The organism is Myxococcus vastator (genome assembly GCF_010894475.1).
Lineage (GTDB): Bacteria > Myxococcota > Myxococcia > Myxococcales > Myxococcaceae > Myxococcus > Myxococcus vastator.
Map to the genome: position 1 here is coordinate 1 of NZ_JAAIYB010000262.1, position 11,787 is coordinate 11,787.

Genomic DNA, 11,787 nt, shown 5'->3' on the forward strand with positions numbered 1-11,787 from the left:
CCGCGTGCTCCGTCCCATCCACGAGCCGCACGCCCCGAACGCGCGAGCCCGCATCCTCCAGCAGGACGGCGCTCACCCGCGCGGAGCGCTCCAGCCGTGTGCCCGCATCACGGGCGCGGGTCTCCAGCTCGGCGACGAGCGTGCTCCACCCGCCGTCCACGTAGAGCACGTCCGGCCTCGCCTGGAGCTGGGCGACGGCGGACTGGGCGCTCATCACGTCCACGTCCGCGCAGTAGGTCAGCACCCGCGTCAGCGCCAGGATGAAGGCCCGAGCGTCCTCGCTCGACAGGTGCTGCTCCACCCAGTCACGCATGGTGATGTTCGCCAGCGGCGCCAGGTCCACGCGTCCCATCCCCGCGAGCAGCTTCGCGAGCTCCAGCTTCCCCGACAGCCCCAGCGCGTCCGTGGTCAACATGGAGACCAGCCCGCGCGGCATCGTGTGCAGGCGCCCGCCGCTCAGCAGGTACGCGCCCGCGCCGGGCATGCCACCCCGGGGCTTCACGCCCAGCTCGCCGAGCACGCGCATCCCCGCGCCCCCCTGGTACAGCGCGTGGGCGCCGAGGTTGAAGCGGAAGCCCTCCACGTCCGACGTCCGACCCCGGCCGCCCAGGTGCTTCGAGCGCTCGAAGAGCGTCACCGCGCCACCGCCCCGCGCCAGCAGCGCCGCCGCCGCCAGGCCACCCAATCCTCCGCCGATGACCGCCACCCGAGGTGCCTTCATGTGCCGCCCTCCACCGAAAAGGCCCGGTGAAATTCCGGGCATCCAGCGACACCACGAAGGCGGGGGCCGAAAGGTTACGCGGGCCCCGCGTTGCACGGCCGTGACAGGCTTGCCGTCCGCGCGAGAACCTTCCGCCCACGGTGCGTTTTCGAGCGGGTTTCCGCTGACTCTCCCCTCTGAAAAGCGGGTACGCACCAACCCCGCGAGTCACTTCCAGCGAGGCAATGTCAGAGGTAGCCGTAGACTTCTCGATGCACCGGCGGACTTTCCCGCCGGAGAGCCCCGAGGCATTCACGCATGAGGAAGCTCCTCGCCGCCCTGCTCGCTCTTCCCGTTCTCGCCGCCTGTGGTCCCGCGCCGGAGTCAGACTCGAACGACACGCGGCTGGCGCCCGAAGGCGCGGAGGTCGCCTCCACCGAGCAGGCGCTGTTCGGCACGCCCCGTGAGCGCTCCGTCCGCCTGCGCACCGGCGTGACGCTGCGCTACGTGGAGCAGGGACGGCCGCTGGGCCCCGCGGTGGTGTTCCTCCACGGCTACTCGGACTCCCACCACACGTGGGACCTGAACCTGCGCACCTTCCCGCGCAACCACCACGTCTACGTGCTGGACCAGCGCGGCCACGGGGACTCGACGCGCCCGGCGTGCTGCTACACGCAGCAGTCCTTCGCCGCGGACGTGGACGCCTTCCTGGACGCGGTGGGCGAGCGCGACGCCATCCTCGTCGGCCACTCCATGGGCAGCTTCATCGCGCAGCAGGTGGCGCTGGACTTCCCGCGGCGCGTGAAGGGGCTGGTGCTCGTCGGCTCGGCGCCCACCGTCGCCGGCAACCCGGTGGCGCTGGAGCTGAAGTCCATCGTGGACACGTTCGAGGGCACGGTCGACCCGGAGTTCATCCGCGCGTTCCAGGAGAGCACCTTCGTGCGCCCTGTCCCGGCGTCGTACATCAACACGCTGGTGTCGGAGAGCAGCAAGGTGCCCGCGCGCGTGTGGCAGGACGCGCTGGACGGCATGCTCGCGGAGGACCACTCGGCGCGGCTGAACCGCATCCGCGTGCCGGTGCTCGTCGTGGGCGGTGACCAGGACGGCTTCTTCCCCGTCGCCGACCAGCGGGCGCTGGTGAACGCCCTGCCGGACGCCGAGTTCAAGCTGTACCCGAACACGGGCCACGCGCCCCACGCGGAGCAGCCGCGGCGCTTCAACCAGGACGTGCACCGCTTCCTGCGCGAAGTGACTCGCGGGTAGGACGGCTGGAAGCGCGTGCCCGGGACGCACCGGGCACCTGCCTCCGGTGGCTACCAGTTCTTCACGGACTTGAGGTCGAAGACGTCCAGGAAGCCGTTGGCATGAAGCAGTTGCGCGGCCTGGGCGCTGCGGCCACCGGCGGCGCAGTACACCACCACGCGCGTGCCGGGCGGGCCCACCTCGGCCAGCCTGCGGGGCAGCTCCTGCACGGGGATGTTCCGGGCGGGCTCGGGGTGCCCTTCCTGGAATTCCTGCGGCGTGCGCACGTCCAGCAGCACCGCGCCTCCGGCGACGAGCTGCCGGGCCTTCTCCGAGAGTTCCTGGGGTGTCATGCCCCCACTCTAAGCCCAGGCCGGTGGGGGGGCGACTGGCCGAAAACTGGAGGTGTCCGCCGTGGACGCTACAGTTCTGTACCACCCATGGGACTCGACAAGCATGCACTCCTGGGCCAGCTCGCGGACCGCCTCCAGCAGAGCGACCGGCTGGCCCACCGCGCCGAGGCGGAGGCCCGCGAGGCCGCCCGCAGCCTGGCCACGGAGTCCGAGAAGAAAGAGGACGGCCGCGCCGCCCTGGAGTTCGGCAGCCTCGCCACCGGACAGGCCAACCGGGCCCGCCGGGTCCAGGAAGAACTCCAGGCGCTGACGAAGTTTGGCCAAGCGGAGTTCCCGCGCTTCCCCCGGCAAGGCCCGGTGGCGCTGGGCGCCATCGTGGACGTCAGCACCGAGGACGAGGAGGGCTTCTCCGAACGGACCTTCTTCGTCCTCCCCGCTGGCGCGGGGACCGAGCTGACGGGTCCGGGCGGTGACGGCTTCCTGTCCGTCATCACCCCCGCCTCCCCCGTGGGGCGCGCCCTCATGGGCCGCAAGGCGGGTGATACAGTGGAAGTGATGCTCGCGGGCGAGGTCCGCGAGTGGACGGTGCTCGAGGTCGCGTGATGTCGAGCCTTCGACGAAAGCCCGGGGGGCCGTAGCGCCCATGGCGCCCCTCGCGCGTGAATCCGCAAAGATGTCTTCTTCGCCTTCACCGCAAATCCAGGCGCCGCCCGCACCGGCCCTCCTGCCGCTCACCTGGCCCGCCGCTGTCGTGGGCCTGATGTTCGGCGTGCTGATGACGTACGTCCCGTACGAGTTCCGGGTGGCCTCCTTCCGGCCGCTCTACCCCTACGTGCGCCTGCTGGGCCTCACGTACCTGACGGGCAGCATCATGCTCATGGGCGCGCTGCTGTATCCGCGCGCGCCGCGCTGGCTGGACGTCACGGGGCGCCTGCTGCTGGGCGCGGCCATGGCGCTGTACTGGTGGGTACTCAACGTCCTGCCCGGCAGCTTCACGGGCATCATCCTCTACCCGGTGCTCTTCGGCGGCGTGGTGCTGGAGGCCTGGCCCGCCATGCGCCGGCGCCCCGTGCTGCGCACCTTCGCGGCCCTCACCGGCGCGGCGTTCGGCGTGGCCATGCTGATGGTGCCCGAGCGCTTCCCGCTCTCCGTCTACGCCCACCTCGCGCCCCTGCGGCCCCTGGTGGGCCTGCTCTTCGCCGTCTGCGGCGTGGGCCTGCTGCTGCCTTCCCAGTGGCTCCACCGCCGGCTGCCGGCCCTGCTCATGGGCGGGCTGGCGGTGCCCTTCGCCCTGCTCGCGTACGCGCTGGGCCGGGGCGCGTCGTGGCTGGGGGCCTGCGTGTACGCGGTGCTCACCCTGGCCTGTGTCGCGCAGGCCCTGGACTGGCGGCCGCGCGCGCCGCGCACGGTGGGGTGGAAGCTGCTGCGCGGGCTGGCCTTCGCGGGGCTGGTGCCGCTGCTGGCGCTGGGCGGGCTGGCGGCGTACCTGGCGCAGAACGCGATTGAACAGCAGGTGCGCGACGACACGCAGCGCGCCGCCGCGGGCGAGGCCGACTTCCTGCGGCGCTACCTGGACGACGCGGGCGAGTCCCTGGCGCTGATGCTGGAGTCGCCGGGCTTCCGCGCCGCCTTCGCCGCGGCCGCGCCAGAGCGGCTGGAGCCCTACCTGGTCAACCTGGCGGCCCAGGAGCGCGCCTTCGACGCGGCGCTCGCGGTGGACACCCAGGGCCACATCCTGGCCGCGTCTCCCAGCGTGGCGGGGTGGAACCTGGAGCCGCGCGCCTTCCTGCCCCCGGCCTTCACCCGGGGCGCCGAGGTGTCCCCGCCCTTCATCCGTCCGCCCGGCCAGCCCCTGGTCGCGGTGACGCAGCCCTTCCGCGAGGACGGCGAGGTGCGCGGAATGCTGGTGGGCCTGATGTCCCTGGAGCGCCTGAGCCAGGCCACCACGCCCGCGTCGCGGCGCTTCCGCGTGCAGGTGCTGGACCGGCGCGGCTTCAAGGTGCTCCGCGACACCGCGCCTGGCGCGCCGCTGCTGGGCGAAGCGCACCTGCCGGACGCGCTCAGCCTGGAGCTGGTGCGACCCGGCATCGGCGTGCTGGAGGCCTTCGACGCGGCGGACCGCCGCATGCTCGCCGCCGAGGCCCCCGTGGAAGGCACGGAGTGGAGCGTGCTGGTGACGCAGGAGCTGGTGGTGGCCTACGCCGCGATTACGCGCATGAGCGCCGCGGTGGTGGGCCTGGTGCTGCTGGGCGTCCTCATGGCCCTGCTGCTGTCGCAGCTGGTCGCTCGCGACGTCATCCGCCGCCTGGACGGCCTCCGCGCCGCCACCGCCGCGCTGACCGCGGGCGACTGGTCCCAGCGCGTGGACGTGGAGGAGGACGACGAGCTGGGCGAGCTGGCCCGGGGCTTCAACGAGATGGCGGCCCGCACGGGCGCCACGCAGACGGAGCTGAAGGAGGCGGTGCGCGCGCGCGAGGAGTTCCTCAGCGTGGCCAGCCACGAGCTGCGCACGCCGCTCACCCCGCTCAAGGGCTTCGCCGCGCTCACCCTCCAGCGGCTGGAGCGGAGCGGAGACTTCCCGGAGCGCGAGCGGCTGCTCAAGGCGCTGCGCTCCATGGCCCGGCAGACGGAGCGGCTGACGCGGCTGGTGGATGACCTGCTGGACACCGCGCGCATCCAGGGCGGGCGGCTGGAGCTGGAGCGCAAGCGGCTGGACCTGGTCCCCCTGCTGGGCGAGGTGCTGGAGCGCTTCGAGCTGCGCACCGAGTCCGGCGTCACCTTCGAGCTGAGCGTCCCCGCCCACCCGGTGGAGGGCGACTGGGACGCGCTGCGGCTGGAGCAGGTGCTCACCAACCTGGTCAGCAACGCCGTGCGCTATTCGCCCCACGGCGGCGCGGTGCGCATGTCCCTGGAGGCCGCGCAGACGCACGTGCTGCTGAGCGTGCGTGACGAGGGCATCGGCATCCCCCCGGAGAACGTGGCGGACCTGTTCCGGCCCTTCGCGCGCGCGTCCAACGCCCAGGCGCGCCACTTCGGCGGGCTGGGGCTGGGCCTCTTCATCTGCCGCGAAATCGTGGAGCGCCACGGCGGCACCATCTGGGCGGAGAGCCCGGGGCCCCAGCGCGGCAGCAGCTTCCACGTGCGGCTGCCCCGCCGCGCCGAGCCCGCGGCGCCGGCGAGCGCGGCCTAGCGCCTCAGGACGACGACGGCTCCGGCGCGCCGTGCGCCATCAGCCACTCCTCGGGGATGTCACCGCGCGGCAGCTCCAGCACGAAGACGGAGCCCTGCCCCGGCTCGCTGGTGGCGCGCACCGTGCCGCCGAAGGCCTCCACAATCTGCCGGGTGATGTAGAGCCCCAGGCCCAGGCCGCCATAGTGCCTGTCACTCACCGCGCGCTCGAAGCGCTCGAAGATGCGCGGCAGGTCCTCCGCGGAGATGCCGATGCCGCCGTCGCGCACCGTCAGGCGGGCGCTGAGCCCCTCCGCCTCCACCGCCACGCGCACGGGGTGGCCCGCGCCATACTTCAGCGCGTTGGACAGCAGGTTGGTCACCACCTGCTCCAGCCGCAGCCGGTCCCACCGGCCCATGACGGGCACCGGCGCGTGCAGCTCCAGCTCACACTGCAGCTGCGAGGCGGACGGCGCGAAGCGGTAGAGGATTTCCGCCGCCACGCTGGCCAGGTCCATCTCCTCCACTTCCAGCCGCAGGCGGCCCGCGGTGATGCGCGACACGTCGAGCAGGTTGTCCACCAGGCTCGTCAGCTTGCGCACCTGGCGCTGCACCACCTCCAGCGTCTCCGACACGCGCTCGGCGGACACCGGCTGGTTGTGGGCCGCCATCCCATCCACCTGCTTCTGCAGCAACTGCACCTTGAGGTGCAGCGGCGTCAGCGGCGTCTTCAGCTCGTGGCTGGCGATGCCCAGGAACTCGTCGCGCAGGCGCACCGCTTCGCGCGCTTCCTGGAGGAGCTGCGCGTTGTCCACGGAGAGCGCGGTGCGGCGGGCCACCTCCTCCGCCAGCCGCAGCTCCTCCGTGCTGAAGTCACGAATCTCATCCGCGCGGAAGAGGGCCAGCGTGCCGATGACGCGCTCGCGCGCCACCAGCGGCACGCCCAGGTAGCAGCGCAGGCCCAGCCCCCGCAGCAGCCGCGCGTGCTCCGCGTCCCGCGCGGCGGCCTCCACGTGGGCCTCCGTCACCCGCAGCCGCTCCGACTGGCCGGTGCCGAACAACGGCAGCACGCGCTCGGGGGGCAAGGGGTAGCGGCGCAGCAGCTCCTCCAGCAGGCCATGGCGCTCCGGCTCGGCGTGCAGCGCCGTCACCGGGCGCGGCGGCTCGCCGGGCAGGCCCAGGTACAGCACCGCCGCGTCCGCGAGCGCGGGCACCAGCAAGCGGAGCAGCCGCGGCGCGGCCTCGTCGTCGAACGCGGCGCCCAGCAGCGCACCGGCCTCCGCCAGCAGCCGCGCCGAGCCCACCGCGTCCAGCCCCACGGACGAAGCCACTTCACATGCGCGCAGCAGCGCTCCGGCCGTCAGGCCCTCGTCGTGCTCCAGCGGCACCGCGGAGGCGCGCAGCAAGACGTGCGTCCCATCCTGCCGGCGCACCCGCCAGCGGGCCTCCGCCACCCACTCGCCCGTGAGCGCGCGCGCCAGGGGCGGCACCTCCACCGACATGGACGCGTCCTCCGCACGCGTCCATACACAGCCGGGCAACCAGCCCTGCTCGGCGCGCTCGGGCCGGCTCATGCGGAACTGACGCCCGGCCTCCATGTTGAAAGCGAGCACACGCCCGGTGACATCCACCAACACGAGTGCCTCGCTCGCCTGCTCGAGCAGCAACCGGAGGACGCTCTCCTTCAGCAGGGCGTCCGCCTCTTCGGAGTCCAGGTGCATCATCGAAAGCGGAGCGCTTCCAGAGGCCATGAGAGACTTCCCGCGAGCAGAGGCAGCATGGAGGCATGTCTCCTTCCCCGGACGAAGGGCAGCCTCCGTGTTCCCACAGAACAGCAGAAGGGGCGCCGTCCCCATCCCGCGCCCGCCAGGGTCATCGGAGCCCCCTTGCTTGCCTGCCCGGAAATCCAGATTCTCTGCCCTTTGTAGCGCATCCGGGTGACCTTGCGTCCACCCGTGCGGCCCACTTTCTCGAGTTCCATCATGCAGAAGCCGCACTCCACGCCTGACTGGACCTCCAGCGAGCACCGTTACCGAGGCGTCATCGACAGCCTGCGGGAAGTGGTGTTCCAGACAGACCTGGCGGGGACGTGGACCTTCCTCAACCCGGCCTGGACGGACATCACCGGCTTCAGCGTGGAGGAGAGCCTGGGCCGCTCCTTCTCGGAGTTCCTCCACCCGGATGACCGGGAGCGCGACCCGGAGCCGCTCCAGAAGCTGTTCGCGGGGGAAGTGGAGTTCGTGCGCCATGAGATGCGCTACCTCACGCGCGACGGGAGCTACCGCTGGGTGGAGGTGTTCGCCCGGCTGATGCACGACGACGACGGCAACATCCTGGGCACGGCGGGCACGCTCAACGACTTCACCGAGCGCAAGGCGGCGGACGGCGCGCTGGCGCGGCGCGAGCGCTACCTCACCGCGCTTGTGGACATGCAGCAGCGGCTGCTGGCCACGCAGGATGGCGGCGACCTCTACGGGCCCGCGCTGGCGCCGCTGGGCCACGCGTCGGGGGCCAGCCGCGTCTACGTGTTCGAGCTGCACCGGGCGCCAAACGGCGCCGTCCTGTGCAGCCAGCGCGCGGAGTGGTGCGCGCCGGGCGTGAAGCCCGAAATGGACAACCCGGACCTCCAGAACCTGCCCATGGAGCCCGCGCTGAGGCGCTGGACGGAGACGCTGTCGCGGGGTGACGTCATCGAAGGGCTGGTGGAGAGCTTTCCGGCGTCGGAGCGGGAGCTGCTGGACCCGCAGGGCATCCTGTCCCTGTTGGCGCTGCCCCTGCGCGTGCGCGGCGTGCTGACGGGCTTCGTGGGCTTCGACAACACCGCGGAGGCGCGGCGGTGGGACCGGCTGGAGGTGGACCTGCTGTCGGCGGCGGCGGGCGCCATGTCCATGACGCTGGAGCGGCGCGACTCGGAGCGGGCGCTGCGCGAGCGCGAGCGGCGCTTCCGTCAGCTGGCGGAGAACGCGTCGGACGTCCTCTACGTGTACCGGCGCGAGCCCCCGCGCGGCTTCGCCTACGTCAGCCGCGTGGCCCACACCAAGCTGGGCTACGGGCCGGTGGCGCACTACGCGGACGCGGAGCTGTGGTACCGGCGCGTGCACGAGGAAGACCGCGCGCTGATGGAGCAGCTGCTGGAAGCGCCGGAGCCCTTCCAGGGCGCGCCCGTGGTGGTGCGCTTCCTCCACCCCGACGGGCGGACGCTGTGGCTGGAGCACGTGGTGGCGCCCGTGACGGACGCCTCCGGACGCATGGTGGCGGTGGAGGGCCTGGCGCGCGACATCACCGAGCGCCGGCAGGCGGAGGAAGCCCTGCGGTTGTCGGAGGCGAGCTTCCGCGCGCTGCTGGAGGGCGTGCCGGACGCGGCGGCCATCGAACGGGACAACCAGATTGTCTACGCCAACGCGGCGCTGGTGGGCACGCTGGGCTTCGAGCACGCGGACCAGCTGGTGGGCCGCCCCCTCACGGAGTTCGTGCGGGACATGCGCAGCCCGGACGCGGTGCGGGCCGGCGCGCTCACCGGCGAGCGGCGGCTGGTGCGCAGGGACGGGCGCACCCGCGTGGCGGAGGTGGTGTCGTTGCCGCTGCGCTTCGACGGCCAGCCCGCGGTGGTGTCCATTGCCCGCGACGTGACGGAGCAGCGCCAGCTCCAGGCGCGGCTGACGCTGGCGGACCGGCTGGCGTCGGTGGGCACGCTGGCGGCGGGCATCGCGCACGAAATCAACAACCCGCTGGCCTTCGTGCTGTCCAACCTGGGCTTCCTGTCCGACGAGTTCAACCGCAGCCTGCCGCCCGGAGACGGCGCGGCGGCGCTCCAGGCGCGGCTCAAGGGCGAGCCGGACCTGGGGGAGTGGCAGGAGGTGCTGCAAGAGGCGTGTGAGGGCGCCGAGCGCGTGCGGCAGATTGTCCGCCAGCTCAAGACGTTCTCCCGGCCGGACGAAGAGCGCGTGTCGCCGCTGGACGTGCACGCGGTGCTGGAGTCGGTGGCGATGATGGCGGCCAACGAAATCCGCCACCGCGCGCAGCTGCGGCGCGACTACGGCGACATCCCGCCCGTCATGGCCAACGAGGGCAAGCTCAGCCAGGTGTTCCTCAACCTCGTGGTGAACGCGGCGCAGGCGATTCCAGAGGGCGCGGCGCACCGGCATGAAATCCGGCTGGCCACGCGAGTGGACGGCGCCGGGCGCGTGGTGGTGGAGGTGGCGGACACGGGCGTGGGCATCGCGCGCGAGGTCATCGACCGCATCTTCGACCCTTTCTTCACCACCAAGCCGGTGGGCGTGGGCACGGGGCTGGGCCTGTCCATCTGCCACAGCATCATCAGCGGCCTGGGCGGCGACATCACCGTGGACAGCGAGCCGGGGCGAGGCACCCTCTTCCGGGTGGTGCTGCCCACGCCGGAGACGGTGGAGCGAGAGAAGCCCTCGGAGCCTGGCGCGCGGCGAGCACCGCAGGCGCCGCGCGGCCGGGTGCTGGTGGTGGACGACGAGCCCGCGGTGGGCCGGGTGCTGCAGCGCATCCTCCGCGAGCACCAGGTGGACGTGGCGTGCAGCGGGCGACAGGCGCTGGAGCTGCTGGAGCGAGGGCTGGAGCCGGACGCGGTGCTGTGCGACGTGATGATGCCGGACCTGACGGGGCGCGACGTGTACGAGGCCGTGCGGCGCGAGTACGCGGGGCTGGAGCGCCGCTTCGTGTTCGTCTCCGGTGGCGCGTTCACCACCGGCGCGCGGGACTTCCTGGCCAGCATCCCCAACCTGCTGCTGGAGAAGCCCTTCGACGAAGCCCGGGTCCGCGGCGTGGTGGAAGAGCTCGTGCGGCAGCGGCAGCCGGCGCACGACGCCTGAGCCCGCGAGCGGAGGCCGTATCGGACAACGGGTGGACCCTCCTCCCGGTGACCGATGCGGCCCCAGGCGACTCCAGGCGAGTGTGCCGCATCCCTCCAACCCCGAGGCCCTGAATGAACCGCTCACTGCTGCTGGTCGCCGCGACGGGAGTGCTCGCCGTGGGCGCGCTCCTGCTGGGCACGCCGCCCGCGCCGCCCGCGCCGCCCGTCTCGTCGGGCCCGCCCGTGCCGCCATCCCGTCCAGGATTGCCGCCGCTGCTGCCAATCACCCCCCAGCCGCCCGTGGGCTGAGCGTCATCCGGGCAGGTGATGGAGGCAGGCGTCCCGCCCTGGCCCGTGTCGGAGTTGCCGACGCCGCCGTGCCCGCCTTCGCCTCCGTCCGGGCCGCCCAGGCCCGCGTCCCCCGCGGCGCCGGGGGCGCCCTGGCCACCCGCGCCCGCGGCCAGGGTGACGTGGCGCAGGCGCACCCCGGAGGAGTCCACCATGCGCACGGCGATGGAGGGCTCACCGGGGCCGGTCGCCGTGGCGGCGCTGACCTGCACGTACTCCATCAGCACGCCCGCGTCCTGGAGGCCCCGCACCGTCAACCCCAGCGTGCCGGCGTCGAACAGGGCCACGCGGTCCGCGGCGCGGCGCCAGCCGCCACTGCGTCCGGCATAGCCGCCGTACAACGAGACGGGGACGTCCAGCACCAGGCCCGCCTCGTCATAGGCGCCGCCCGCGAGGAAGAGGTGGCGCGGGCCGCCGTCCAGCTCGCGCAGCATCGCCAGCGCGCGGCCCACGGTGCGCAGCGGCGCCTGCCGGGTGCCCACGCCCGCGTCGTCATCCCCATCCATGGGGTCGATGAAGAGCCCCGCGTCCGCCTGGCCATCCACGCCGTCACAGTCAGTGTCGGCGAAGGCGTCGTCGGGGAGGTCCTCGCCGGGGACGGGGGTACAGGCGGCGACGTTGGGCTCACAGCGTCCCTCGTCGCTGCAGCGCTGCCGCGCGCCGTCGAAGTCGTAGCAAGCGCCCGCGCCGAGCGCCGCCACGAGCGCGGTGCCCGTGGCGCCGAGCATCCTGGTCTTCCGCATGACTCTCCTCGAATTCAAGGCAACGTCCCGGACAGGCCCACCATGCCCCCACCGGGGACCACGGCGGCGGAGGGCTGCACCTTCGCGGGCAGCTCACCGGGCAGCAGGAACATCACCGCGCCCGCCACGAGCCCCGCGGCGCCCAGTCCAAAGGCCACCCGGCTCAGCGTCTGCGCCCGGCGGCCCGACGACGCGAGGCCATCCGCGTCGTCCAGCGGCGCGTCCGGCGTGCCGTCCTGGTCGAGCCGCGAATACCTGTCACCCGCCTGCAGGTAGAAGACGGTGCCCACGCCGGCCAGCGCGACGCCGCCCGCGGCGGGCAGCCACGCCCAGCGGCGCAGCGGGCGGAGGGGCTCGGGCTCCAGCTCCGGGGCCAGCGGCTTCGCCTCCACCACGGCCACGGGCTGCGGG

7 protein-coding genes and 1 pseudogene are annotated in these 11,787 nt (G+C 73.0%); 4 read left to right on the forward strand and 4 right to left on the reverse strand.

Annotation, left to right across the window (positions count from 1 at the left end; translation table 11 throughout):
* Positions 1-721 (reverse strand): FAD-dependent oxidoreductase (locus G4D87_RS23615; protein ID WP_163784471.1); only part of this gene is annotated, 721 nt, incomplete at its 3' end.
* Positions 722-1,018: 297 nt separating this feature from the next.
* Here G4D87_RS23615 and G4D87_RS23620 point away from each other — a divergent pair.
* On the forward strand, positions 1,019-1,963 hold the full coding sequence (locus tag G4D87_RS23620) for an alpha/beta fold hydrolase (protein WP_163784472.1): 945 nt from the start codon (positions 1,019-1,021) through the stop codon (positions 1,961-1,963).
* Positions 1,964-2,013: 50 nt separating this feature from the next.
* Here the strand turns inward: G4D87_RS23620 and G4D87_RS23625 are convergent, their stop codons facing one another.
* Complete coding sequence (locus G4D87_RS23625; RefSeq protein ID WP_163784473.1) at positions 2,014-2,295, reverse strand: rhodanese-like domain-containing protein; 282 nt, start codon at positions 2,293-2,295, stop codon at positions 2,014-2,016.
* Positions 2,296-2,382: 87 nt separating this feature from the next.
* On the opposite strand from G4D87_RS23625, the gene G4D87_RS23630 reads away from it, so the two are divergent.
* Positions 2,383-2,898 carry a GreA/GreB family elongation factor gene (locus G4D87_RS23630; RefSeq protein WP_163784474.1) on the forward strand — a complete coding sequence of 172 codons (516 nt, stop codon included), beginning with the start codon at positions 2,383-2,385 and terminating at the stop codon, positions 2,896-2,898.
* A 70-nt stretch (positions 2,899-2,968) separates the two neighbouring features.
* Positions 2,969-5,485, forward strand: a complete 2,517-nt coding sequence (locus G4D87_RS23635) for an ATP-binding protein (RefSeq protein WP_240358527.1) — start codon at positions 2,969-2,971, stop codon at positions 5,483-5,485.
* A 4-nt stretch (positions 5,486-5,489) separates the two neighbouring features.
* On the opposite strand, the gene G4D87_RS23640 is transcribed toward G4D87_RS23635, so the two are convergent.
* Positions 5,490-7,214, reverse strand: a complete 1,725-nt coding sequence (locus tag G4D87_RS23640) for a sensor histidine kinase (RefSeq protein ID WP_205507699.1) — start codon at positions 7,212-7,214, stop codon at positions 5,490-5,492.
* A 231-nt stretch (positions 7,215-7,445) separates the two neighbouring features.
* Here G4D87_RS23640 and G4D87_RS23645 point away from each other — a divergent pair, with 231 nt between their 5' ends.
* A complete protein-coding gene (locus tag G4D87_RS23645) occupies positions 7,446-10,304 on the forward strand; it encodes a PAS domain S-box protein (protein ID WP_205507700.1) in 2,859 nt (952 codons plus the stop codon).
* 1,086 nt (positions 10,305-11,390) lie between these two features.
* Here G4D87_RS23645 and G4D87_RS23655 read toward each other — a convergent pair.
* Positions 11,391-11,787 (reverse strand): annotated as a pseudogene (locus tag G4D87_RS23655) (hypothetical protein); the annotation flags it as partial.

Coding starts and splice junctions, on each gene's coding strand:
- G4D87_RS23620 (WP_163784472.1), top strand. CDS start 1,019: ATGAGGAAGCTCCTCGCCGCCCTGCTCGCTCTTCCCGTTCTCGCCGCC.
- G4D87_RS23625 (WP_163784473.1), bottom strand. CDS start 2,295: ATGACACCCCAGGAACTCTCGGAGAAGGCCCGGCAGCTCGTCGCCGGA.
- G4D87_RS23630 (WP_163784474.1), top strand. CDS start 2,383: ATGGGACTCGACAAGCATGCACTCCTGGGCCAGCTCGCGGACCGCCTC.
- G4D87_RS23635 (WP_240358527.1), top strand. CDS start 2,969: ATGTCTTCTTCGCCTTCACCGCAAATCCAGGCGCCGCCCGCACCGGCC.
- G4D87_RS23640 (WP_205507699.1), bottom strand. CDS start 7,214: ATGGCCTCTGGAAGCGCTCCGCTTTCGATGATGCACCTGGACTCCGAA.
- G4D87_RS23645 (WP_205507700.1), top strand. CDS start 7,446: ATGCAGAAGCCGCACTCCACGCCTGACTGGACCTCCAGCGAGCACCGT.